This window comes from Klebsiella terrigena (assembly GCF_006539725.1).
Classification (GTDB): Bacteria; Pseudomonadota; Gammaproteobacteria; order Enterobacterales; family Enterobacteriaceae; genus Klebsiella; species Klebsiella terrigena.
In genome coordinates, this window is sequence record NZ_BJNO01000004.1 from 283123 (window position 1) to 306074 (window position 22952).

Genomic DNA, 22952 nt, shown 5'->3' on the forward strand with positions numbered 1-22952 from the left:
GTGGATGCCGAAATATGCCTCGTCGACGGCGCAAGCGGCAGGAATCACTCAACGTCCCCTCTGACACCCGTGTTTTTGAAAGGAGAGCTCCATGTTAAACGGCATGAAACCCCTGCCCCGTTCCCTGCGCTGGGGGATGGTCGGCGGCGGCGGCACCAGCCAGATTGGCTACAGCCACCGCTCTGCGGCGCTGCGCGACGACGTCTTTACCCTGCTGGCGGGCGCGCTCGATATCGATGCCGAACGCGGACGCCGGTTTGGCCAGCAGCTCGGCATCGCGCCAGAGCGCTGCTACGCCGATTATCAAACCCTGTTCCGCGAGGAGGCGCTGCGTCCCGATGGCGTCGAGGCAGTGTCGGTCACTACGCCAAACAATACCCACTTTGCGATCGCCAAAGCCGCGCTGGAAGCCGGGCTGCACGTTATCTGCGAAAAGCCGCTGTGCTTTACCGCCGCCGAAGCCAACGAGCTGCTGGCGCTGAGCCGCCGGCAAAACAAAATCGTCGGCGTCACCTACGGCTATGCCGGATATCAGATGGTCCAGCAGGCGCGGCAGATGATCGCCGAAGGGCTGCTCGGCCAGATTCGGGTGATCACCATGCAGTTCGCCCACGGTTTTCACAACGAGGCGGTCGAGCTGCAGGCGGAATCGACCCGCTGGCGGGTGACGCCGGAGTACGCGGGCCCGAGCTACGTGCTGGGCGATCTCGCAACGCATCCGCTGTTTATCGCCGAAACCATGGTGCCGCAGATCAACATTAAGCGCCTGATGTGCGCCCGCCAGAGCTTCGTTAAGTCCAGGGCGCCGCTGGAGGATAACGCCTTCGTGCTGATGGAGTACGACAACGGCGCGGTCGGTTCGATGTGGACCAGCGCGGTCAACAGCGGCGCCATGCATTCGCAAAAGGTGCGCGTGGTCGGTGAAAAAGCCAGTATCGAATGGTGGGATGAGCGCCCCAACCAGCTCAGCTACGAGGTGCAGGGCGAACCGGCACGGATCCTTGAGCGCGGAATGCCCTACCTCAGCCGCGAGGCGCTGGCGGACGATCGCATCGGCGGCGGCCATCCCGAGGGCCTGTTCGAAGCCTGGGCAAACCTCTACCGCCGCTTCGCTATCGCCATGGATGCGACGGATCGCGGCGACGCTGAGCTGCTGGCAGACTTCTGGTACCCGAACGTCGAGGCCGGCCTGCACGGCGTCTACTGGGTTGAACAATGCGTGAAATCCGCCGACGCCGGCGGCCAGTGGGTTGACTTTAATTTACAATAAATGCTGCATCCCGGTGGGGCTTCCTCCACCGGTTTCTTTATTTCTACCGCACTTACCTCGCCGCGCAACAGACCGGTAATATCTGTTAAACAAACATTTATTTACGCTTCCGGCTCCCCCCACTACACTATGCGCAGTTTTTAGATTGAGGTGGTAATGAACGATAACAAAATGACGCCAGGCGAACTGCGCGCGACCTGGGGTTTGGGAACCGTATTCTCGCTGCGTATGCTCGGCATGTTTATGGTTCTGCCGGTTCTCACCACCTACGGTATGGCATTACAGGGCGCCAGCGAGGCGCTTATCGGTCTGGCGATTGGTATTTATGGACTGGCCCAGGCCCTGTTTCAGATCCCGTTTGGCCTGCTTTCCGACCGCATCGGCCGCAAGCCGCTGATCGTAGGCGGACTGCTGATCTTCGTTATTGGCAGCATTATCGCCGCGCTCAGCGACTCCATCTGGGGCATTATTCTCGGCCGGGCGCTGCAGGGCTCCGGGGCGATTGCCGCCGCGGTCATGGCGCTCCTTTCCGATTTAACCCGCGAGCAGAACCGCACCAAAGCGATGGCCTTTATTGGTGTCAGCTTCGGCGTAACCTTTGCTATCGCCATGGTACTGGGGCCGATAGTCACCCACCAGCTGGGCCTGCACGCCCTGTTCTGGATGATCGCCGGACTGGCGTCAATAGGCATTCTGCTCACCCTGTGGGTGGTGCCCAACAGCCATAATCACGTGCTGAACCGCGAATCAGGCATGGTAAAAGGCTGCTTTAGCAAAGTGCTCGCCGAGCCAAAGCTGCTGAAGCTCAATTTCGGCATTATGTGCCTGCACATCATGCTGATGTCGACATTCGTCGCCCTTCCCGGCCAGCTGGAGGCCGCAGGCTTCCCCGCCGCTGAGCACTGGAAGATTTATCTGGTGACCATGCTTATCTCTTTTGTCTCGGTCGTGCCGTTTATCATCTATGCCGAAGTGAAGCGCAAGATGAAGCAGGTCTTTGTGTTCTGCGTTGCGCTGCTGCTGGTCGCCGAAATCGTCCTGTGGGGCGCGGGCGGATACTTCTGGGAGCTGGTAGCGGGGGTTCAGCTGTTCTTCCTCGCCTTTAACCTGCTGGAAGCGCTGCTGCCGTCGTTGATTAGCAAAGAGTCGCCGGCCGGGTACAAAGGCACCGCGATGGGCATCTACTCCACCAGCCAGTTTCTCGGCGTGGCGATTGGCGGCGCGCTCGGCGGCTGGGTTGACGGCTTCTTCGATTCGCAGACCGTGTTCCTGCTCGGCGCGCTGCTGGCGATGCTGTGGCTGCTGGTGGCCGGAACGATGAGCGAGCCGCCGTACGTCAGCAGCCTGAGAATTGAAATCCCGGGTGAGGTGGCCGTAGATGATTCGCTGCAGACGCGTCTGCTGACACTCGACGGGGTGAAACAGGCGCTGGTGGTTGCCGAAGAGCGTTCGGTCTACGTCAAAATCGACAGCAAGCTGACCAATCGCTTCGAGGTTGAGCAGGCGATAAAAGGAAGTTAAAAAAAGCGGGGATAACCCGCTTTTTTATTAGTCGCGGAAGTTCTTGAACTGGAACGGCTGGCCTAAATCGCCGCCGCGCACCAGCGCCATTACCGCCTGCAGATCGTCACGCGCCTTGCCGGTCACGCGGATCTCTTCGCCCTGAATCTGCGCCTGCACCTTCAGCTTGCTGTCTTTGATGAGCTTAACGATTTTTTTCTGCATCGTGCTCTCAATGCCCTGCTTCAGTTTGGCATCGACAAACCAGGTTTTACCGCTGTGCACGAACTCTTCCGGCACCTCGAGAGAGCTGCCCTCAATGCCGCGCTTCAGCAGCTTAGCGCGCAGAATATCCAGCAGCTGGTTAATCTGGAAATCAGACTCGCTGAGAACCTTGATGGTCTCATTTTTTTCGTTCAGCTCAAAACTGGCTTCCACGTTACGAAAATCAAAACGCGATTCAACTTCACGGGTCGCATTCTCTACGGCGTTTCGAACTTCCTGAAGATCGACTTCAGAGACAATATCGAAAGATGGCATCTTTTCCTCTCCTTTCGTTTCTTTTGCGTTGCATAATACCTGCAACACGGCATAACTCAACTGGTTATCCCGCAAGCATAGCTAACGGCGCTATGCTCCAGGTTTTTCCAGCCGCGGCGGCATTGGCTGCAGCAGGAAGGACAACGAGTATATACTTTAGTTATGAGTGCCTGGGATTGTCGCAGGTGAGGAGGATTAATGAAGGTAACCGTACTCGGATGCGGTGCGCTTGGGCAGCTATGGCTGACCGCGCTGTGTAAACATGGACACGAAGTCCAGGGGTGGTTGCGCGTCCCACAGCCTTTCTGCAGCGTCAATCTGGTCGAGAGTGACGGCAGCATTTTCAACGAATCGTTAACCGCCAACGATCCCGATTTTCTCGCCAGCAGCGACCTGCTGCTGGTTACCCTGAAGGCCTGGCAGGTCTCTACGGCGGTAAAGAACCTCGCCGAGCGCCTGCCCGCCTCCTCCCCGATACTGCTTATCCATAACGGAATGGGCACCGTCGACGAGCTCAAAGGCGTCACCCAGCCCCTGCTGCTGGCGTCAACCACCCAGGCCGCGCGGCGCGACGGCAACGTTATCGTTCACGTCGCTAACGGGACCACCCATATTGGCCCGGCGAAGGGCTATCCGCAGGATTACAGCGCGCTTGCCGATACGCTGCAAAACGTCCTACCCGACGTGGCCTGGCACAATAATATTCAGCCGGCGCTCTGGAGCAAGCTGGCGGTCAACTGCGTGATTAATCCGCTGACGGCGCTACGAAACTGTAAAAACGGCGACCTGCACGATGCGGCGGGGGAAGTAGAGACTATCTGCCGGGAAGTCGCCGCGGTGATGGAGCGCGAAGGCATACATACATCGCCGGAAAACCTGCTATTTTATGTCCATCAGGTAATTGAAAGTACGGCAGAAAATATCTCTTCGATGTTGCAGGATATCCGCGCTCAGCGTCATACGGAAATCGACTATATCACCGGTTTTCTGCTCAAGCGCGCCCGCGCCCACGGCCTTGCCGTACCGGAAAACGCCCGCATGTTTGAACTGGTCAAGCGTAAGGAGAATGAATATGAGCGCGTCGGCACTGATTTGCCTCGCCCCTGGTAGCGAAGAGACGGAAGCGGTCACCGCTATCGATTTATTAGTACGCGGCGGCGTGCAGGTCACCACCGCCAGCGTCGCCGGCGACGGCAGCCTGACCGTTGTCTGCTCGCGCGGCGTTAAGCTGCTGGCCGATGCGCCGCTGGTCGAAGTTGCCGACGGCGACTATGACATTATCGTTCTGCCCGGCGGCATCAAAGGCGCGGAATACTTTCGCGATAGCCCGCTGCTGGTCGAAACGGTCCGGCAGTTTCATCTCTCCGGGCGGATCGTCGCCGCCATCTGCGCCGCTGCCGCCACGGTGCTGGTTCCGCACAACCTTTTCCCCATCGGCAACATGACCGGCTTTCCGGCGCTGAAAGAGCAAATTCCCGTCGGGCAGTGGCAGGATAAGCGCGTCGTCTGGGACCCACGGGTTAACCTGCTCACCAGCCAGGGGCCGGGAACGGCGATTGATTTTGCGCTCAAGATGATCGATCTGCTGGTCAGTCGTGAAAAGGCGCACGAGGTCGCTTCACAGCTGATAATACCGGCGGGAATATATAACTACTACGAAGCCTGAACCGCGATGGGTCAGACTCGGTCGCCCGGATAAGGCATCGCTGCCGCTATCCGGGACTTCCCCCGCTCGCGCCGGGCGGCGCTTGACGGGGTGACCGTCACGCTTCGCGGGCTACGGGCGATAGACCTTCACGTTCTCAAAGCCCTGCTCGCGCAGATAGAGGGCCTGCAGGCGACTCATTACGCCACGCTCGCACCACAGCAGCCAGGTTTTGCTCTGGTCGAGGTCACCAAACTGGGTGCTCAGCTTGTAGAACGGCAGCGAAACCACCTCGACGCCTTCTACCTTCAGCGGTTTCTCATCCTGCTCGTCAACCGAGCGAATATCCAGAATCACGTCGTTGGGGCCAAAACCGCTGACGGTTTCAACTTCCACCACTTCCTGCTGAGTCTGCTGAGCGATATCGCGAATATCGACGTTGTTGGCTTCTGCCACCACCTTCTCAAGGATGCTGAAATCGAAGTTCTGCTCTTCCGCTTCAATCTTCGCCTTCACCGCCTTCACGGTCGGGCTCTTCGAGATCACGCCACAGTATTCCGGCATGGTGCGGGCAAAATCTTCGGTACCGATTTCGCGCGCCAGGTTGATGATGTGCTCTTTATCGTGAGAGATCAGCGGACGCAAAATCAGCGTATCGGAGACGTTATCGATCAGCCGCAGGTTGGTCAGCGTCTGGCTGGATACCTGGCCCAGCGCTTCGCCGGTCACCAGCGCCTGCACGCCGTAGCGTTCGGCTACCTGCGAGGCCGCGCGAACCATCATGCGCTTGAGCACGACGCCCATCTGGCCATCGTCAACTTTTTCGAGGATCTCACCGACTACCGGCTCGAAGTTAATCGCCACAAAACGCACGCGATGGGAGCTGCCAAAGCGGTTCCACAGATAGTGCGCAACCTGACGAACGCCGATTTCGTGCGCCGCGCCGCCGAGGTTAAAGAAGCAGTAGTGCACGCGACAGCCGCGACGCATCAGCATGTAGCTGGAAACGCCGGAGTCGAAGCCGCCGGAAATCAGCGACAGCACGTCTTCCTGGGTGCCGATAGGGAAACCGCCGATGCCTTCATAACGCCCTTTCACCAGCAGCAGGCGATCGTTTTCGATCTCCAGATTGACGGTGATATCCGGGTTAGTCAGCTTAACGCGGGCGGTCTCGATATGCTGGTTGAGGCCGCCGCCGACGTAGCGTTCCACTTCGATAGAGGTAAACTCATGCTGACCGCGACGCTTCACGCGCACGCAGAAGGTTTTGCCTTCCAGCGTCTCACGCCACAGCGGCAGCGTTTTCTCGAAAATATCGTGCAGCGAAGTGAAGGGGACGTCTTCGACTTCGAGAATATGGTGAATACCGGGAATTCGGGTCAGCGCATCGCGAATAGCCGGACGCTGATTTTCGTCTTTCGCGCGAACTTCGATATGATCCCAATGACGAACGACGGCGAGCGTCTCATCATAGTTTTTGAGAACGTTACGAATGTTCCCGGTTAAGATTTTAATGAAGCGCAATCGCACAGATTGGCTTTTGATGGTGATTTCCGGGAACAATTTAATGATAAACTTCATGGCGACAATAGTTCGTTGGCAAGCCCGACAGGGCTTTAAGCAAAAGATGTACTGCAGTGCACCTCGGTGCCTGCATCCAGGGCGCGAAGTATACCACTAATGGAAGCTTTTCACCTGGCATTGCGTGTTTTACGCTAAATCATCTGCCGCAGTCGGGACGATACGTTCGCCGGGAGCGCATCAGGCTTAGGCCAGGCCGCTTGCCGGATAAGGCGCATATTTGCTTAACCACGTGACTTCGTTACCATACTGCTGTCGCGACATAACAAGAGTCTATATTCACTATGCCAAAGAAAAATGAGGCCCCTGCCAGCTTTGAAACCGCCCTGAGCGAGCTGGAGCAGATCGTCAATCGTCTGGAAAGCGGCGCTCTGCCGTTAGAAGAAGCGCTCGGCGAGTTTGAGCGCGGCGTGCAGCTGGCGCGTCAGGGACAGGCAAAGCTGCAGCAGGCCGAGCAGCGCGTACAAATTCTGCTGGCAGAGAGCGAAGATACGCCGCTGACGCCTTTTACACCGGACGCTGAATAGATGGATTTCCCGCAACAGCTTCAGGCCTGCGTTGAGCAGGCCAACGACGCGCTGCGCCGTTTTCTCGCGCCGCTGCCGTTTCAGAACACTCCGCTGGTAGAAGCCATGCAGTACGGCGCATTATTAGGCGGCAAGCGCCTGCGCCCCTTCCTGGTGTACGCCACCGGCGACATGTTTGGCGTCAGCCGTGCAACCCTGGACGCGCCGGCCGCGGCCGTTGAATGCATCCACGCCTATTCGCTGATGCATGACGATCTGCCGGCCATGGACGATGACGATCTGCGTCGCGGCCTGCCTACCTGCCATATTAAATTTGGCGAAGCCAACGCAATTCTTGCCGGAGATGCCCTACAAACGCTGGCGTTTTCTATACTCAGTGATGCGGCGATGCCGGAAGTACCGGATCGCGACCGGCTGGCGATGGTTTCCGAGCTGGCGCAGGCCAGCGGCGTTGCCGGGATGTGCGGTGGTCAGGCGCTGGATCTCGAAGCCGAAGGCCATCAGGTTGACCTTGAGGCGCTCAAGCGCATTCATCGCCATAAGACCGGGGCGCTGATTCGCGCGGCGGTACGCATGGGCGCCCTGAGCGCCGGCGAACGCGGCCGTGCGGCGCTTCCGGCGCTCGATCGCTATGCGGAAAATATCGGCCTCGCCTTCCAGGTCCAGGATGACATTCTTGACGTGGTAGGGGATACTGCGACCCTTGGCAAACGTCAGGGAGCCGATCAGCAGCTGGGCAAAAGTACCTACCCCGCGCTTCTGGGTCTTGAGCAAGCCCGAAACAAAGCGCACGGCCTGATTGAAGACGCCCGCCGGTCGCTAAATGAGCTGGCCGCGCAATCTCTGGATACAACGGCACTGGAAGCGCTCGCGAATTACATAATTCAGCGTGATAAATAAACAATAAATGAGTCTCTGATGAGTTTTGATATTGCCAAATACCCGACCCTGGCGCTGGTAGATTCCACCCAGGAGCTGCGTTTGTTGCCGAAAGATAGCCTGCCGAAGCTGTGCGACGAACTTCGGCGCTATCTGCTGGACAGCGTCAGCCGTTCCAGCGGGCATTTTGCCTCCGGCCTCGGCACGGTCGAACTGACCGTGGCGCTTCACTACGTCTATAACACCCCTTTCGACCGCCTGATTTGGGACGTTGGCCACCAGGCCTACCCGCATAAAATTCTGACCGGCCGCCGTGACAAAATCGGCACGATTCGGCAGAAAGGCGGGCTGCATCCGTTCCCGTGGCGCGGCGAAAGCGAATATGACGTGCTGAGCGTCGGACACTCATCGACCTCCATTTCTGCGGGCATTGGCGTCGCCATTGCCGCCGCGAAGGAAGACAAGCAGCGGCGCGCGGTCTGCGTCATTGGCGACGGGGCGATCACCGCCGGGATGGCGTTTGAGGCCATGAACCACGCGGGCGATATCAAACCCGACCTGCTGGTGGTGCTGAACGACAATGAAATGTCGATTTCTGAGAACGTCGGTGCGCTGAATAATCATCTCGCGCAGCTGCTTTCCGGAAAGCTGTACTCGACCCTGCGCGAAGGCGGCAAGAAGGTCTTCTCAGGCGTTCCGCCGATCAAAGAGCTACTCAAACGCACCGAAGAACATATCAAAGGCATGGTGGTTCCCGGGACTCTGTTTGAAGAGCTGGGCTTTAACTACATCGGGCCGGTGGACGGTCACGACGTGCTCGGGCTGGTCAATACGCTGAAAAACATGCGCGATCTGAAAGGGCCGCAGTTCCTGCATATTATGACCAAAAAAGGCCGCGGCTATGAGCCGGCGGAAAAAGACCCGATCACCTTCCACGCGGTGCCGAAATTTGACCATACCAGCGGGGTGCTGCCAAAAAGCAGCGGCGGCCTGCCCTCTTATTCGAAAATTTTCGGCGACTGGCTGTGCGAAACTGCGGCGAAAGACAGCAAGCTGATGGCCGTGACGCCGGCCATGCGCGAAGGCTCGGGGATGGTCGAATTTTCGAAAAAATTCCCTGACCAGTATTTCGATGTGGCTATCGCCGAGCAGCATGCGGTGACCTTTGCCGCCGGGCTGGCTATCGGTGACTATAAGCCGGTGGTGGCCATTTACTCCACCTTCCTGCAGCGCGCCTACGATCAGGTGATTCACGACGTCGCTATCCAGAAGCTGCCGGTGCTGTTTGCCATCGACCGGGCCGGCATCGTCGGCGCCGACGGGCAGACGCACCAGGGTGCCTTCGATCTCTCCTTCCTGCGCTGTATTCCGGAGATGGTCATCATGACGCCGAGCGACGAGAACGAATGTCGCCAGATGCTGTATACCGGCTATCACTACGGCGACGGCCCAAGTGCGGTGCGCTATCCGCGCGGAACCGGTACCGGCGCGACGCTGGAGCCGCTGGCCTCGCTGCCGATCGGCAAGGGCGTGGTGAAGCGCGAAGGCGAGAAAATTGCGATCCTTAACTTCGGTACCCTGCTGAAGGAAGCCGCTCAGGTGGCGGACAAGCTCAACGCCACCCTGGTGGATATGCGCTTTGTGAAACCGCTTGATAACGCGCTGATTTTGCAGCTGGCCGCCGGGCATGAGGCGCTGGTCACTCTGGAAGAGAACGCGATCATGGGCGGCGCGGGCAGCGGCGTTAATGAACTGCTGATGGCGCATCGCCGCGCGGTGCCGGTGCTGAATATCGGTCTGCCGGACTTCTTTATTCCCCAGGGAACCCAGGAAGAAGTTCACGTCGACCTCGGTCTCGATGCCGCCGGTATCGAAGCCAAAATCAACGCCTGGCTGGCCTGATCCCTCCCCGATAGCGCTCCTGCTATGCTTAAAGGAATTCCATTAAGCAAAGAGCAGGAGCGCAGCTATGCAATATATCACCCCAGAAGCGACCGACCTCCGGGTTTCCCGACTTTGCCTTGGCTGCATGACCTTCGGCGAGCCGGATCGGGGCAAACACGCCTGGACGCTACCGGAAGAGAGCAGCCGCCCGCTGATTCAGCGCGCTCTGGAAGGCGGCATCAACTTTTTTGATACCGCCAACAGCTACTCCGAAGGCAGCAGCGAAGAGATCGTTGGCCGCGCCCTGCGCGACTTTGCCCGCCGCGACGAAGTGGTGGTCGCCACCAAGGTTTACCACCAGGTGGGCGATCTGCCGGAAGGCCTCTCCCGGGCGCAAATCCTGCGCTCTATCGACGACAGCCTGCGGCGCCTGGGAATGGAGTATGTTGACCTGCTGCAAATCCACCGCTGGGATTACACCACGCCGATCGAAGAGACCCTCGAAGCGTTGAACGAGGTGGTTAAGGCGGGTAAGGCGCGCTATATCGGTGCTTCGTCGATGCATGCCCGCCAGTTTGCCCAGGCCCTGGAGCTGCAGGAGCGTCACGGCTGGGCACGCTTCGTCACCATGCAGGATCATTACAACCTGATATACCGCGAAGAAGAGAACGAGATGCTGCCGCTGTGCAACCGCGCAGGGGTCTCGGTCATCCCCTGGAGCCCGCTGGCGCGCGGCCGTCTCACCCGGCCGTGGGGAGAAACCACCGCGCGGCTGGTCTCCGATGAGTTTGGCCAGTCGCTGTATAGCGCCAGCGATAGCAACGATGAGCTGATCGCGGCGAATCTCGCGGAAGTGGCGGAGGAGTTGGGCGTCGGACGGGCGCAGGTGGCGCTGGCGTGGCTGCTAAGCAAGCCCGGCGTGGCCGCGCCGATTATCGGCGCCTCGCGTCAGGATCAGCTGGATGAGCTGCTGAACGCCGTCGATTTAACGCTGACGCCGGAGCAGGTAGAAAAGCTGGAAGCCCCGTACAGGCCGCATCCGGTGGTCGGATTCAAATAGCCCGCCGACGGCGTTAAGCCGCAACCCCGGCAGACAGCGCGCCGCCGGGGTTCTGCCGTCAGATAAGGCCGATCGGCCAGTGGTGGCCTATGGCGTAGAGCACACCCGCCGAAATCACGCCGGCGACGATATCATCGACCATGATCCCCATTCCGCCGTGAATATTACGGTCGAACCAGCGAATCGGCCACGGCTTCCACATATCGAAAATGCGGAAAATGACGAAGCCGGCGGCCACCCACTGCCAGTCGAGAGTCGGCAGCGCCATCAGGGTTATCCACATCCCGACAAACTCATCCCAGACGATGCTGCCGTGATCGTGAGTGCCCATATCTTTCGCCGTGCGGTGGCAGATATAGACCCCGATACAGATGCTCATCATCACCACCAGCGAATAGATCTGCCAGGGCAAAAACGTCATCAGGTACCAAAACGGAATCGACGCCAGCGACCCCATGGTTCCGGGAACGATGGGGCTTAGCCCGCTACCGAAGCCGGTCGCCAGCAGATGCCAGGGGTTAAGCAGATTCAGCCGACTTTTTGCACTATCTTTACTGCGCACCAAAATGATCGTACCCCTTTAAATCAAGCTTCACCGCCTTACCTCCCTGCAAAAACTGCAGGCCGTCGGCTTCGGCGCAAACCTGCCCGATGCAGGTAAATCGCGCCCCGAGTTGGCCGATTGCCACGTCGAGCGCGCCGCGATTGAGCTCCGGTACGGTAAAGCACAGCTCATAATCTTCGCCGCCGGCAAGCGCCCAGCGCAGGGCCGTCTCCGGCTCAACCTGACGCTGCATCGCCTCGGATAGCGGCATCGCGTCAAGATCGATGCGCGCCCCGCAGCCGCTGGCTTTGAGGATATGGCCCAGATCGGAGACCAGGCCGTCGGAGAGGTCGATAGCCGAGCTCGCCAGATCGCGCAGCGCCTGGCCCTGCAGCACGCGCGGCATCGGGCGCAGATGGCGCGCCAGCAGATAGTCGGCGTCAGCGGCGTCACCCACCGCCAGCCGCTCCTGCAGTATTGCCAGCCCCGCGGCGCTGTCGCCGGGCGTACCGGTCACGTAAATCCAGTCGCCGGGCTTCGCCCCGGAGCGCTTCAGGGCGCGTCCCGGCGGCACAAAGCCGTGGATACCCAGCGTCATCGACAGCGGACCGCGGGTGGTATCACCGCCGATCAGCTGCATGTCGTAATAGTTGAGCAGCATAAACAGGCTATCGCTGAAGGACTCCAGCCACGCCTCGTCCACCTCCGGCAGCGTCAGCGCCAGCGTTAGCCACGCCGGCTCCGCGCCCATCGCCGCGAGGTCGCTCAGATTAACGGCCAGCGCTTTATAGGCCAGATCGGCAGGATCGATATCAGGTAAGAAATGGTTGCCCGCCACCAGGGTGTCGGTGCTGATTGCCAGCGTTTTTTTCTCGGGAATGTTCAGGAGTGCGCAGTCGTCGCCAATGCCGGTTTCCACATCGAGACGCATGCTTTTTACGCGATCAAAATAACGGGCAATCAGGGAGAATTCGCCGCATGCCATACGTTATGCCTCAGCAAAAGAAAAAAATGAGAGCCTACCGAAATAGGCTCTAAGGCCGGGTTCACGAGGATGAGTCCTGCAAAGCCCGACCTGGAGTTTACTTTTTGTTGGGACGAATTGCCGGAGCTGCTTTATCCAGCACGCCGTTGACAAACTTATGACTATCTTCAGCGCCGAAGGTTTTCGCCAGCTCAATGGCTTCATTGATGGCGACTTTGTACGGCACATCGTCACGTTTTGACAGTTCGAACAGCGCGATACGCAGTACCGCCTTCTCAACCTGGCCCAGCTCTTCAAGCAGGCGGGACAGGTACGGCTTCATCAGGCCGTCGAGGTATGCGCTGTTAGTCGCCACTCCGGACAGCAGTTCGCGAAAATACGGAACGTCGACATCTTTAACGTCCTGTTCCGCCAGGAACTGGTATTCAACATCAGAGATGTCGTTTTTCGACAACTGCCAGGAGTAAAGCGCCTGGACAGCACACTCACGGGCGCGGCGACGAGCAGCAGGTTTCACGGAATTCCCCTTACAAAAAAATTCAGGCCTTAATGGCTTTCAATACGTTAATCATTTCCAGCGCGGTCAGCGCAGCTTCTGCGCCCTTGTTACCGGCTTTGGTGCCAGCGCGTTCGATGGCTTGCTCAATGCTTTCGGTGGTCAGAACACCAAAGGCTACCGGAACCTCGCTTTCCTGGGCGACGTGCGCCAGGCCATTGCTTGCTCCGCCAGCCACATATTCAAAGTGCGCGGTACCGCCACGGATCACCGTACCCAGCGCAATTATCGCGTCATATTTACCGGTTTTTGCCAGTGCGCCAGCCGCCAGCGGCAGCTCATACGCGCCTGGAACCCAAACAACGGTAATATTGTCATCTTTTACCTGACCGATGCGCTTCAGGGCGTCGATAGCACCTTCCAGCAGGCTGTCATTGATAAAGTTGTTGAAACGCGCAATGGTGATGGCGACGCGAGCGTCCGGGGTAGCAACGTTAGCTTCAATAATGTTCATACTCTTCCTTCGGGTTCATTTGGCCCCGCAAGGGGGGCGGATTCTACCATAATATTTTATACACTTCATCCTGCAAACTGCTCTGACGTGAGCGGCGGCTGACCCAGCCTCTCTTCAGGCTGCGTCCCTCGCTGACCGTCTCGTCGCATTCTGCATAATCAGGCGTACCGGCGCGGTTTCCCCGTCTGGCAGGGCGATCATGCGCTGACTAAATGCAGGCAAACGTCCGGGCCTACATGACGTATCTCGTTGAATTTGAAATGGGGAGCATCGGCCAGCTTCTCAAGCCCCGGCAGTACGCAGAGTCCGCGCGCGTCGCTTCCTAACAGTTTAGGCGCAATGTAGACGATAAGCTCGTCCACCAGCCCCGCCTGCAGCAGCGCGCCGGCCAGAGTAGGACCGGCCTCCACCCAGATACTGTTAACCTGCTGCTTGCCCAGCTGCATCATCAGCACCACCAGATCGAGATGGCCTTTATGCTCTGGGACCTGGAGAGTGCGCACGTTCTCAGGCCACTCGCGGGAGTCCTGACGGGTGCGGGCAAACAGCGTTTCTCCCGCCTGCTGCACGATGCGGTGCTGCGGCGTCACGCGGTTTTGGCTGTCGATGACAATACGCAGCGGCTGGCGCAGATTCTCCTGCGGATAGCGTGCCTGAATATCAGGGCTGAGCTCGTCCCAGCGCACGGTCAGCGCCGGATCGTCCGCGAGGACGGTGGCGCTGCTGGTGAGGATCGCGTGGCTTTGCGCGCGCAGGCGCTGCACGTCGCGTCGCGCCTGCGGGGAGGTGATCCACTGGCTTTCGCCGCTGGCCATTGCCGTGCGGCCGTCAAGCGAGGCGCCCATTTTTAGCTGAATATAGGGAAAGCCGGTGCGCATTCGCTTCAGGAAGCCCTTATTCAGCGCTTCGGCCTCGCCCATCATCAGGCCGTGGCTGACGTCGATACCTTCCTGCTGCAGGCGATACAGACCGCGCCCGGCGACCTGTGGGTTGGGGTCCTGCATCGCGGCCACCACCCGCACAACGCCTGCGGCAATCAGCGCATCGCAGCACGGCGGCGTGCGTCCGTGATGGCTGCAGGGCTCCAGGGTGACGTAGGCGGTGGCACCTTTGGCCTTTTCACCGGCCATGCGCAGCGCGTGCACTTCGGCATGCGGCTCGCCGGCGCGGTAGTGGAAACCTTCGCCAACAATTTCGCCGTCTTTAACAATGACGCAGCCGACGTTCGGGTTTGGGTGGGTGGTGAAGCGACCGCGCGCGGCGAGCCTGAGCGCGCGTGCCATGTATATTTCGTCATGCATGGCTTAATCCTGTAAGCGGGCGATCTCTTCGCCGAATTCTTTGATGTCTTCAAAACTGCGATAGACGGAAGCGAAGCGGATGTAGGCGACTTTATCGAGCTTCTTTAGTTGCTCCATCACCAGGTTACCGATCATTTTGCTGGGAACTTCGCGTTCACCGGTGCCGCGCAGATGCGTTTTGATGTGGTTGAGCGCCATTTCTACATCGTCGGCGCTGACCGGACGCTTTTCTAACGCTTTGAGCATCCCGCTGCGCAGCTTATCTTCGTTGAAGGGTTCGCGGACGTCGTTGCTTTTTACCACTCGCGGCATCACCAGCTCGGCCACTTCGAAAGTGGTAAAGCGTTCATTGCAGACCAGGCACTGCCGACGACGACGTACAGAAGAGCCCTCCCCCACCAGGCGAGAGTCGATCACTTTAGTATCTACGGCGAAACAGAAAGGGCAGTGCATAGCGCGTCCTGGCATCAAGTTAAACTGGCAGGTAGTTTACCGCGAAGTGACCCGACTACAAAGAAAGAGCTTTTGAGACAAAGGATCTATAGTGCGCTTATGCAAACGATCTACCATTAAGCATCCCTCTGTTAACGGAATCCCGACCATGACAAGACGTTATTTGCAGCTGGCGATTGTGGGTAGCCTTTTTACGCTCAGCGCCTGCGCTCAACAAAGCGAAGTTCGCCAGATGAATCAGAGCGTGAGCACGTTGAGCAAGGAGATGACCCAGCTCAATCAGCAAACGGTGAAAATTACCCAGCAAAACGCCCTTAACGCGAAGTCCAGCAGCGGCGTTTACCTGCTGCCCGGCGCGAAAACCCCGGCACGGCTGAACAGCCAGATAGGCACCCTGCGGATGTCGCTGCGCGATATCGTTCCCGACGGCGACGGCACCCGCCTGACGCTGCGTATTCAGGGCGAATCAAACGATCCGCTGCCGGCATTTAGCGCAACCGTGGCTTCCGGGCAGATCAGCGGTACCACCGAGAGCTACCGGGAAGTCAACGTCCGCGACCAGCTGATTAGCGCTCCCGCCAGCATTCTGGCACCGAGCGACGTCGATATTCCGCTACGCCTCAGCGGCGTCACGCCGGAACAGTTAGGCTTCGTACGCATCCACGATATTCAGCCCGCAGACGCGCAGTAAACCGCTTCCACCGGGTGTTTCTGACGCCCGGTTTTCCCCGCCTAAAATCCACTTACAACTTTTCACAACAGTTCAGTAAAAATGGGTCTCACTGATGAATTTCAGTGGCATTCTGTCAAGAAATGCATAGAATCGTGAACGCAATCGATTACGTATGTTTCCGATCTGTGAAACAACACGTATTTTTGTGAGCAATGATTTCTATAATAGACGCCACAGAAATACGAAATATTTAGAAACGCTTCGGCAACTTTCTTCACGCCTTTTGGCTCAATTTAAACAGTGGCATCATTATGAAAAAAACATTACTGGCAGCAAGCGCCGTTGTGGCGCTCTCCGCATCTTTCACTGCCGGCGCGGCAGAAAACGACAAACCGCAGTACCTGTCTGATTGGTGGCACCAGAGTGTAAACGTGGTGGGTAGCTACCACACCCGTTTTGGGCCACAAATCCGTAACGATACCTACCTGGAATACGAAGCGTTTGCCAAGAAAGACTGGTTTGATTTCTATGGTTACATGGATGCACCGGTATTCTTCGGCGGTAACAGCACGGCCAAGGGTATCTGGAACCACGGTTCCCCGCTGTTTATGGAAATTGAGCCGCGTTTCTCTATCGATAAGCTGACCAATACCGACCTGAGCTTCGGTCCGTTTAAAGAGTGGTATTTCGCTAACAACTACATCTACGACATGGGCCGCAACGCCTCCGGTCGTCAGAGCACCTGGTATATGGGTCTCGGTACCGACATCGATACCGGCCTGCCGATGAGCCTCTCCCTGAACGTCTATGCAAAATACCAGTGGCAGAACTACGGCGCATCCAACGAAAACGAGTGGGATGGCTACCGCTTCAAGGTGAAATACTTTGTTCCGCTGACCGACCTGTGGGGCGGCTCGCTGAGCTACATCGGCTTCACCAACTTTGACTGGGGCTCCGATCTGGGCGATGACAACTTCTACGACCAGAACGGCAAACACGCGCGCACCAGCAACTCCATCGCTTCCAGCCACATCCTGGCGCTGAACTACGCGCACTGGCACTACTCGGTAGTGGCTCGTTACTTCCATAACGGCGGTCAGTGGGCTAACGACGCGAAGCTGAACTTCGGTGACGGCGACTTCAACGTTCGCTCTACCGGCTGGGGTGGTTACTTCGTGGTGGGTTACAACTTCTAATCCTGCCTGATGGTCCCCGGCCTCTGCGCCGGGGATATCGATTGACCCGCATTATGACTCACGATCTTCGCACCTCACCTTCCGCAGAAAATCACTCAATGAACGGTCGGCCCGCTCGCTGAAAAGACGCCCGGTAGCCGCCACTTCCAGGCAGCGGTCGAGACGAAAGCAGCGGTAATCATCGCGCAGCTCGCACCAGCTCACCAGCAGCCAGCGCTCGCCCCAGAAAAAGAGTCCCAGCGGCAGCACTTCACGCTGCGACACCTTTCCTGCTTCATCGCGATAGTGCAGCGCCAGCACCCGCTGACCGGAAACCGCCCGATGCACCAGATCGAACTGCGTCTTGCTGTAGCCCTGAACGCCAAAGTCCGGCGCAAACAGCCGCGACTGCTCGGCCTTGCGCCGGCTCTCCTCAGGTAAAATCGCCAGCACCTTTTCCTGAGCCGACTCCAGCGCCTGGGACAGCGATTCGCCGCCCCAGGTTTGCAGCAGCCGAATGGCGGCCACCAGCGCTTCCGACTCCTGGGTCGTCAGCATTAGCGGCGGCAAGCTGTAGCCGGCCAGCAGGCGATATCCGCTGCCGGCCTCCCCCTCCACCGGCACGCCGGAGAGCGACAAATCGCGGATATCCCGGTAGATGGTGCGCTCCGATACGCCGAGCCGCTCCGCCAGCAGTCCGGCGGTGGTCAGCCTTCTCCCCCGCAGGATCTGCACGATTTGAAAAAGGCGGTCGGCGCGTCGGCTCATTCTCTCTTCTCTTACTGTTTAGGGCCTGTCCCGCAGGCGTCATTGAGCATTAACGGGACAGGTTCTTCGGTTGATGCAGGCCAATCCGATTACCTTCGCTGTCAATAAACAGCGCGATGGTGCCAATATCCTTCGCCAGCTCAAGCGGGCCAAAGACGCAGCGCCCGCCGGCGGAGCTTACGCGGTCGAGCGTCGCGGCCAGATTGTCAGTATGCAGATAGATAATACATCCCTGATCGGCAGGTTTAACCCCGTCAAATTTTGCCAACGCGCCGCCGGGAGCCGGGTCCTGGTACGGGAACACGGCCATTTCAGCACAATCCATATTTTCCCGACGCAGCGTCACCTGCAGCACCGGCTCGTAAAACGCCACCGCACGATCCATATCGGCGACCGGAATTTCAAACCAGTTAATTACGTTGTTCATACATCCTCCTGTCCATTGTTTGGGTTCAGGAGAAGTCTACGGCAGGGCTACTGACAGCGTAGTGTCAGTAGCGATTGGCTTCCCTGGCGGTTAACCCGCCTCTGCGCTACCCGAAGCCTGTACGGCTTTGCGCAGGCGTAGGGTCACGCCGTGCCGGAGGGTCGGTTGGGGAGTGCGAAGAGGGTTATGACGGCCACTGGCGTTACTCCATGTCATAGCATGCGGATAATGGAGAGTAGCCAAAACTGGCGACGCTGTAATAAAAAAATCCCGGCCTTGCGACCGGGATTGCGTTATCAGAACGGGACTGCCTTACGGCAGAATTGACGGCTGATCCGCCCCTTCTTTCTCAACTTTCTGCTGCAGCATATGCTCGCGCTTCATGCCCAGCTTCAGCGCCAGCGCGGACGCCACGTAGATAGAAGAGGCCGTACCGATGGAGACACCGATCAGCATCGTCAGCGAGAAGCCTTCGAGAACCGGACCGCCAAAGAGATACAGCATCAGGATCACCACTAACGTGGTCCCGGATGTGATCAAGGTACGGTGCAGCGTCTGGGTCAACGACACGTTGAAGATCTCGTACGGCGTACCGCGGCGGATCTTACGGAAGTTTTCACGAATACGGTCAGATACCACGATGCTGTCGTTCAGCGAGTAGCCGATAACCGACATCAGCGAGGCAACGATGGTCAGATCAATCTCGATATGGAACAGCGAGAGGATACCCATCGTAATGACCACATCGTGCGCCAGGGCGATGACAACCCCGGCAGCAAGACGCCATTCGAAACGGAAACCGACGTATACCAGGATACAGATCAGCGCCGCCAGCAGCGCCATCGCACCGCTTTGCGCAAGATCGGCCCCGACGCTCGGCCCCACGAACTCGATTCGTTTAACCGTCGCTTCCTGGCTGGTCGATTGGTTAATCACGCTCACGACCTTGCTGCCCAGCTCCTGGCTGACGTTGGTATCATGTACCGGCGGCATACGTACCATGATGTCGCGGCTGCTGCCGAAGTTCTGCAGCTGCGGCTCTTCAAAGCCCGCCTTCTGCAGCGCTTCGCGCATCTGGTCCAGATCGGCGGGTTTTTCGAGGGTAATTTCAATCACCGTACCGCCGGTGAAATCGAGACCCCAGTTAAAGCCACGCACGCCCATCACGACAATGGCGGCAATCAGCAGAAAACCGGAAATGCCGAAAGCCCAGTAGTCCCAGCGCATAAAGTCATAGACTTTACGGCCGTGGTTCAATTGTTCAACAGTATATTCCTGTGCCACAACGCACTCCTCAGATAGACAGCTTTTTAACGCGCTTGCCGCCGTACAGCAGGTTCACGATGGCACGGGTGCCGACGATAGCGGTAAACATCGAGGTTGCCACACCGATACCGGTGGTAATAGCAAACCCTTTAATTGCACCGGTACCGACCGCGTACAGGATGATAACTTTGATCAACGTCGTAATGTTCGCATCGAAGATCGAGCTGAATGCGCCCCTGTAACCTTCATCAATTGCCTGCTGAACGGAACGCCCGTTGCTCAACTCTTCTTTAATACGCTCGTTGATCAGAACGTTCGCATCGACCGCCACCGCAAGGGTTAAGACGATACCCGCAATCCCCGGCATACTCAGCGTCGCCCCAGGCAGCAGGGACATGATACCGACGATCAGCACCAGGTTAGCCACCAGCGCAGAGGTCGCGATCAGGCCGAACTTCTTATAGAAGAAGATCATGAACAGGATAGACACCACCAGACCGGCCAGACACGCTTCCAGGCCCTGCTTGATGTTCTGCATACCCAGGGTCGGGCCGATAGTCCGTTCTTCAACGATCTGAATCGGCGCGATCAGCGCACCGGCACGCAGCAGCAGAGAGAGCTGACGCGCTTCGTTCGGGTTGCTGATACCGGTAATACGGAAGCTGTTACCCAGGCGAGACTGGATGTTGGCGATGTTAATCACCTCTTCCTCTTTCGCCAGAATTGAACGACCGTTGGCATCTTTCTTACCGCTGTCTTTGTACTCCACAAACAGGGTCGCCATCGGCTTACCGATGTTGTCCTTGGTGAAGTTAGACATGATGTTACCACCGGCGCTATCGAGCGAGATGTTAACCTGCGGCTGGTTGAACTCGTCCATGCTGGAAGTGGAGTCGGTGATATGGTCACCGGTCAGAATCACGCGCTTGTACAGCACAACCGGCTGACCTTCACGCGTATTTTTCACTTCAGAGTCGCCAGGGACGCGGCCGGAAGCGGCTGCGGAGCTGTCAACGTTGCTGTTAACCAGACGGAATTCCAGGGTCGCGGTGGCGCCAAGAATCTCTTTCGCGCGCGCGGTGTCCTGAATACCCGGCAGCTCAACCACGATGCGGTCGGCACCCTGACGCTGAACCAGCGGCTCGGCAACGCCCAGCTGGTTTACACGGTTGCGCAGAATGTTGATGTTCTGCTGCACGGCGTATTCGCGGGCTTCTTTCAGGCGCTCGTCGGTCATCACCGCTTTCAGGCCGGTGCTGCCCTGAGTGGAGATAACCAGGTCGCGGTGACGCGGGCTAAGATAAGAGATAGCCTGATCGCGCGCGGTAGCGTCACGAAAAGCGATGCTCAGACCAAAATTGTCTTCTTTACGCACGGTGGAGTAAGGAATGCCTTTATCACGCAGCTCGCTGCGCAGGCTGTCGATATTTTGTTCCTGCAGTTTGCCCAGCGCGGTGTCCATATCGACTTCCATCAGGAAGTGTACGCCACCGCGAAGGTCAAGACCCAGCTTCATCGGCTCGGCATGGATAGCCGCCAGCCAGCGCGGGGTTGCCGGAGCAAGGTTCAGCGCCACGACGTATTTATCACCCAACACGTCCACCAGCACTTCGCGTGCGCGGAGCTGGACATCGGTGGTGTCGAAGCGCGCAAGAATTGCGCCCTCTTCCAGTGCCACAGACTTAGCGGTAATTTTTTCTTCTTGTAACGTTTTCTGGACCTGGATCAGCGTTTGCTCACTGGCGGCGACGCCGCGCGCGCCAGTGATTTGAACGGCCGGATCCTCACCATACAGGTTGGGGAGCGCATACAGCAGGCCGACGACAATGACGACGACCAGCATGACGTACTTCCACAAAGGATAACGGTTTAACACGGCAGTTCCCTTAGGGAAAAGTGGATTACAGCGCCTTCATGGTGCCTTTCGGCAGAACGGCGGCTACGAAGTCACGTTTGATAACCACTTCAGTGGTGTCGTTCAGTGCGATAGCGATGTATCCGCTTTCGGCAACTTTAGTGACGCGACCAACCAGGCCACCATTCGTCAGCACTTCATCACCTTTGGCGATGGAGCTCATCAGATTTTTATGTTCTTTGCTGCGTTTCTGCTGTGGGCGCAGGATCATGAAGTAAAAAATCAGACCAAACACCACCAGCATCAGGATCAGAGACATCGGGCTGCTCTGCGCTGCGCCACCGGTTGCTGCTGCCGCATCAGAAATGAAAAAGCTCATTGAAATTCCCTCATTATTAAAATTAATCAACGTTCAAAGGAGGAACGGTTCGTCCCTGACGTTGGTAAAAATCGGCCACGAAGCTCTCTAATTTACCCTCTTCAATAGCCTTGCGTAAACCAGCCATTAAGCGCTGATAATAACGCAGGTTATGAATGGTGTTGAGGCGCGCGCCCAATATTTCGTTGCAACGATCGAGATGATGCAAGTAAGCGCGTGAATAATTGCGACATGTATAGCAATCACACTCGGCATCCAGCGTCGCCGTATCGCTTTTATGCTTCGCATTACGGATTTTTACGACGCCATCGGTGACGAACAGGTGACCGTTACGCGCGTTACGCGTAGGCATAACGCAGTCGAACATATCGATACCGCGACGTACCCCTTCAACCAGATCTTCCGGCTTGCCGACGCCCATCAGATATCGCGGCTTGTCGGCCGGGATCTGCGGGCAGACGTGCTCGAGAATACGGTGCATGTCCTCTTTCGGCTCGCCGACAGCCAAACCGCCGACAGCGTAGCCATCAAAGCCGATATCTACCAGACCTTTAACGGAGATATCACGTAAATCTTCGTAAACGCTGCCCTGAATAATGCCGAAGAGCGCGTTTTTGTTGCCCAGGCCGTCAAAGCGGTCGCGGCTGCGCTGCGCCCAGCGCAGGGACATCTCCATCGAGCGTTTGGCGTAGTCCCAGTCCGCCGGATACGGCGTACATTCGTCGAAGATCATCACGATATCGGAGCCGAGATCGAACTGAATCTCCATCGATTTTTCCGGATCGAGGAAGATAGGATCGCCGTTGATCGGGTTGCGGAAGTGCACGCCCTGCTCGGTTATCTTGCGGATATCGCCGAGGCTGAAGACCTGAAAACCGCCGGAATCGGTGAGAATCGGCCCTTTCCACTGCATGAAGTCGTGCAGGTCGCCGTGCAGCTTCATGATCTCCTGGCCAGGACGCAGCCACAGGTGGAACGTGTTGCCCAGAATGATCTGCGCGCCGGTGGCTTCAACTTCTTCCGGCGTCATCCCTTTAACGGTACCGTAGGTCCCGACGGGCATAAATGCAGGCGTTTCAACCACGCCGCGCTCAAACACCAGGCGACCGCGGCGGGCGCGACCGTCGGTGGTATCCAGTTCAAATTTCATTATCACTCCTGCGTCAGAAAAACAGTCTGACGTTAAACAACTCGCTACGGAATGGTTCCATAGCTAAAAATACCTGGAGG

General features: G+C 57.9%; 24 protein-coding genes. 10 read left to right on the forward strand and 14 right to left on the reverse strand.

What is annotated here, in order from left to right; all coding sequences use genetic code 11:
• The first annotated feature begins 91 nt into the window (after positions 1 to 91).
• Both RTE01_RS07945 and RTE01_RS07950 read left to right on the forward strand, forming a co-directional pair.
• The gene (locus RTE01_RS07945; protein WP_123706767.1) at positions 92 to 1270 is read left to right on the forward strand and encodes a Gfo/Idh/MocA family protein; all 1179 of its coding nucleotides are present in this window, start codon (positions 92 to 94) and stop codon (positions 1268 to 1270) included.
• Positions 1271 to 1426: 156 nt separating this feature from the next.
• Positions 1427 to 2791, forward strand: coding sequence for an MFS transporter (locus RTE01_RS07950; RefSeq protein ID WP_134525323.1), 1365 nt, complete (start codon positions 1427 to 1429; stop codon positions 2789 to 2791).
• 27 nt (positions 2792 to 2818) lie between these two features.
• Here RTE01_RS07950 and RTE01_RS07955 read toward each other — a convergent pair whose 3' ends face one another.
• Entirely contained in the window at positions 2819 to 3310 is a 492-nt protein-coding gene (locus tag RTE01_RS07955; RefSeq protein WP_041144301.1) for a YajQ family cyclic di-GMP-binding protein, read from the reverse strand.
• 198 nt (positions 3311 to 3508) lie between these two features.
• On the opposite strand from RTE01_RS07955, the gene panE reads away from it, so the two are divergent.
• Both panE and yajL read left to right on the forward strand, forming a co-directional pair.
• Positions 3509 to 4420, forward strand: a complete 912-nt coding sequence (panE, locus tag RTE01_RS07960; protein WP_041144300.1) for a 2-dehydropantoate 2-reductase — start codon at positions 3509 to 3511, stop codon at positions 4418 to 4420.
• On the forward strand, positions 4383 to 4976 hold the full coding sequence (gene yajL, locus RTE01_RS07965; protein ID WP_041144299.1) for a protein deglycase YajL: 594 nt from the start codon (positions 4383 to 4385) through the stop codon (positions 4974 to 4976). Before panE ends, yajL begins: the two co-directional genes overlap by 38 nt.
• Positions 4977 to 5087: 111 nt before the next feature.
• Here the strand turns inward: yajL and thiI are convergent, their stop codons facing one another.
• A complete protein-coding gene (gene thiI / locus RTE01_RS07970) occupies positions 5088 to 6536 on the reverse strand; it encodes a tRNA uracil 4-sulfurtransferase ThiI (RefSeq protein ID WP_141334898.1) in 1449 nt (482 codons plus the stop codon).
• A gap of 284 nt (positions 6537 to 6820) precedes the next feature.
• Between thiI and xseB the strand changes: the two genes are divergently transcribed.
• The 4 genes from xseB to RTE01_RS07990 all read left to right on the forward strand — a co-directional run bounded on the left by xseB (position 6821) and on the right by RTE01_RS07990 (position 10886).
• The gene (gene xseB / locus RTE01_RS07975; RefSeq protein WP_041144297.1) at positions 6821 to 7063 is read left to right on the forward strand and encodes an exodeoxyribonuclease VII small subunit; all 243 of its coding nucleotides are present in this window, start codon (positions 6821 to 6823) and stop codon (positions 7061 to 7063) included.
• Positions 7064 to 7963: a (2E,6E)-farnesyl diphosphate synthase gene (ispA, locus tag RTE01_RS07980; RefSeq protein WP_115193457.1), complete on the forward strand. Its 900-nt coding sequence runs from the start codon at positions 7064 to 7066 to the stop codon at positions 7961 to 7963. It abuts the gene before it with no gap.
• Positions 7964 to 7981: 18 nt separating this feature from the next.
• Positions 7982 to 9844, forward strand: a complete 1863-nt coding sequence (gene dxs, locus RTE01_RS07985) for a 1-deoxy-D-xylulose-5-phosphate synthase (RefSeq protein ID WP_135185127.1) — start codon at positions 7982 to 7984, stop codon at positions 9842 to 9844.
• 67 nt (positions 9845 to 9911) lie between these two features.
• On the forward strand, positions 9912 to 10886 hold the full coding sequence (locus tag RTE01_RS07990; RefSeq protein ID WP_135185128.1) for an aldo/keto reductase: 975 nt from the start codon (positions 9912 to 9914) through the stop codon (positions 10884 to 10886).
• Positions 10887 to 10944: 58 nt separating this feature from the next.
• Here the strand turns inward: RTE01_RS07990 and pgpA are convergent, their stop codons facing one another.
• The 6 genes from pgpA to nrdR form a co-directional block, all read right to left on the reverse strand.
• On the reverse strand, positions 10945 to 11457 hold the full coding sequence (gene pgpA / locus RTE01_RS07995) for a phosphatidylglycerophosphatase A (protein WP_166793766.1): 513 nt from the start codon (positions 11455 to 11457) through the stop codon (positions 10945 to 10947).
• Positions 11438 to 12415, reverse strand: coding sequence for a thiamine-phosphate kinase (thiL, locus tag RTE01_RS08000; protein ID WP_134525321.1), 978 nt, complete (start codon positions 12413 to 12415; stop codon positions 11438 to 11440). The genes pgpA and thiL overlap by 20 nt, the downstream gene beginning before the upstream one ends.
• Before the next feature lie 97 nt (positions 12416 to 12512).
• A complete protein-coding gene (gene nusB / locus RTE01_RS08005) occupies positions 12513 to 12932 on the reverse strand; it encodes a transcription antitermination factor NusB (RefSeq protein ID WP_041144291.1) in 420 nt (139 codons plus the stop codon).
• A gap of 22 nt (positions 12933 to 12954) precedes the next feature.
• Positions 12955 to 13425: a 6,7-dimethyl-8-ribityllumazine synthase gene (gene ribH / locus RTE01_RS08010; protein ID WP_041144290.1), complete on the reverse strand. Its 471-nt coding sequence runs from the start codon at positions 13423 to 13425 to the stop codon at positions 12955 to 12957.
• Between the two features lie 197 nt (positions 13426 to 13622).
• Positions 13623 to 14726 carry a bifunctional diaminohydroxyphosphoribosylaminopyrimidine deaminase/5-amino-6-(5-phosphoribosylamino)uracil reductase RibD gene (gene ribD / locus RTE01_RS08015; RefSeq protein ID WP_041144289.1) on the reverse strand — a complete coding sequence of 368 codons (1104 nt, stop codon included), beginning with the start codon at positions 14724 to 14726 and terminating at the stop codon, positions 13623 to 13625.
• 3 nt (positions 14727 to 14729) lie between these two features.
• Complete coding sequence (nrdR, locus tag RTE01_RS08020; RefSeq protein WP_004858609.1) at positions 14730 to 15179, reverse strand: transcriptional regulator NrdR; 450 nt, start codon at positions 15177 to 15179, stop codon at positions 14730 to 14732.
• A gap of 148 nt (positions 15180 to 15327) precedes the next feature.
• On the opposite strand from nrdR, the gene RTE01_RS08025 reads away from it, so the two are divergent.
• Together RTE01_RS08025 and RTE01_RS08030 are read left to right on the forward strand one after the other, a co-directional pair.
• The gene (locus RTE01_RS08025; protein ID WP_041144288.1) at positions 15328 to 15870 is read left to right on the forward strand and encodes a SadB/YajI family lipoprotein; all 543 of its coding nucleotides are present in this window, start codon (positions 15328 to 15330) and stop codon (positions 15868 to 15870) included.
• 293 nt (positions 15871 to 16163) lie between these two features.
• On the forward strand, positions 16164 to 17048 hold the full coding sequence (locus RTE01_RS08030) for a nucleoside-specific channel-forming protein Tsx (protein WP_041144287.1): 885 nt from the start codon (positions 16164 to 16166) through the stop codon (positions 17046 to 17048).
• Between the two features lie 51 nt (positions 17049 to 17099).
• Here RTE01_RS08030 and RTE01_RS08035 read toward each other — a convergent pair whose 3' ends face one another.
• The 6 genes from RTE01_RS08035 to tgt all read right to left on the reverse strand — a co-directional run bounded on the left by RTE01_RS08035 (position 17100) and on the right by tgt (position 22872).
• A complete protein-coding gene (locus RTE01_RS08035; RefSeq protein WP_115193463.1) occupies positions 17100 to 17795 on the reverse strand; it encodes a helix-turn-helix transcriptional regulator in 696 nt (231 codons plus the stop codon).
• A gap of 49 nt (positions 17796 to 17844) precedes the next feature.
• Positions 17845 to 18222 (reverse strand): VOC family protein, encoded by a 378-nt coding sequence (locus tag RTE01_RS08040; RefSeq protein ID WP_041144285.1) that lies wholly within the window; start codon positions 18220 to 18222, stop codon positions 17845 to 17847.
• A gap of 312 nt (positions 18223 to 18534) precedes the next feature.
• A complete protein-coding gene (gene secF, locus RTE01_RS08045; protein ID WP_041144284.1) occupies positions 18535 to 19506 on the reverse strand; it encodes a protein translocase subunit SecF in 972 nt (323 codons plus the stop codon).
• 10 nt (positions 19507 to 19516) lie between these two features.
• Complete coding sequence (gene secD, locus RTE01_RS08050; RefSeq protein ID WP_071844890.1) at positions 19517 to 21364, reverse strand: protein translocase subunit SecD; 1848 nt, start codon at positions 21362 to 21364, stop codon at positions 19517 to 19519.
• 25 nt (positions 21365 to 21389) lie between these two features.
• Complete coding sequence (gene yajC, locus RTE01_RS08055; RefSeq protein WP_041144282.1) at positions 21390 to 21722, reverse strand: preprotein translocase subunit YajC; 333 nt, start codon at positions 21720 to 21722, stop codon at positions 21390 to 21392.
• Between the two features lie 22 nt (positions 21723 to 21744).
• Entirely contained in the window at positions 21745 to 22872 is a 1128-nt protein-coding gene (gene tgt, locus RTE01_RS08060; protein WP_041144281.1) for a tRNA guanosine(34) transglycosylase Tgt, read from the reverse strand.
• Positions 22873 to 22952 lie beyond the last annotated feature (80 nt).

Bases quoted from the DNA above. Each gene is read 5' to 3' on its own strand.
- RTE01_RS07945 (WP_123706767.1), top strand. From the start codon at position 92: ATGTTAAACGGCATGAAACCCCTGCCCCGTTCCCTGCGCTGGGGGATG.
- RTE01_RS07950 (WP_134525323.1), top strand. From the start codon at position 1,427: ATGAACGATAACAAAATGACGCCAGGCGAACTGCGCGCGACCTGGGGT.
- RTE01_RS07955 (WP_041144301.1), bottom strand. From the start codon at position 3,310: ATGCCATCTTTCGATATTGTCTCTGAAGTCGATCTTCAGGAAGTTCGA.
- panE (WP_041144300.1), top strand. From the start codon at position 3,509: ATGAAGGTAACCGTACTCGGATGCGGTGCGCTTGGGCAGCTATGGCTG.
- yajL (WP_041144299.1), top strand. From the start codon at position 4,383: ATGAGCGCGTCGGCACTGATTTGCCTCGCCCCTGGTAGCGAAGAGACG.
- thiI (WP_141334898.1), bottom strand. From the start codon at position 6,536: ATGAAGTTTATCATTAAATTGTTCCCGGAAATCACCATCAAAAGCCAA.
- xseB (WP_041144297.1), top strand. From the start codon at position 6,821: ATGCCAAAGAAAAATGAGGCCCCTGCCAGCTTTGAAACCGCCCTGAGC.
- ispA (WP_115193457.1), top strand. From the start codon at position 7,064: ATGGATTTCCCGCAACAGCTTCAGGCCTGCGTTGAGCAGGCCAACGAC.
- dxs (WP_135185127.1), top strand. From the start codon at position 7,982: ATGAGTTTTGATATTGCCAAATACCCGACCCTGGCGCTGGTAGATTCC.
- RTE01_RS07990 (WP_135185128.1), top strand. From the start codon at position 9,912: ATGCAATATATCACCCCAGAAGCGACCGACCTCCGGGTTTCCCGACTT.
- thiL (WP_134525321.1), bottom strand. From the start codon at position 12,415: ATGGCATGCGGCGAATTCTCCCTGATTGCCCGTTATTTTGATCGCGTA.
- ribH (WP_041144290.1), bottom strand. From the start codon at position 13,425: ATGAACATTATTGAAGCTAACGTTGCTACCCCGGACGCTCGCGTCGCC.
- ribD (WP_041144289.1), bottom strand. From the start codon at position 14,726: ATGCATGACGAAATATACATGGCACGCGCGCTCAGGCTCGCCGCGCGC.
- nrdR (WP_004858609.1), bottom strand. From the start codon at position 15,179: ATGCACTGCCCTTTCTGTTTCGCCGTAGATACTAAAGTGATCGACTCT.
- RTE01_RS08025 (WP_041144288.1), top strand. From the start codon at position 15,328: ATGACAAGACGTTATTTGCAGCTGGCGATTGTGGGTAGCCTTTTTACG.
- RTE01_RS08030 (WP_041144287.1), top strand. From the start codon at position 16,164: ATGAAAAAAACATTACTGGCAGCAAGCGCCGTTGTGGCGCTCTCCGCA.
- RTE01_RS08035 (WP_115193463.1), bottom strand. From the start codon at position 17,795: ATGAGCCGACGCGCCGACCGCCTTTTTCAAATCGTGCAGATCCTGCGG.
- RTE01_RS08040 (WP_041144285.1), bottom strand. From the start codon at position 18,222: ATGAACAACGTAATTAACTGGTTTGAAATTCCGGTCGCCGATATGGAT.
- yajC (WP_041144282.1), bottom strand. From the start codon at position 21,722: ATGAGCTTTTTCATTTCTGATGCGGCAGCAGCAACCGGTGGCGCAGCG.
- tgt (WP_041144281.1), bottom strand. From the start codon at position 22,872: ATGAAATTTGAACTGGATACCACCGACGGTCGCGCCCGCCGCGGTCGC.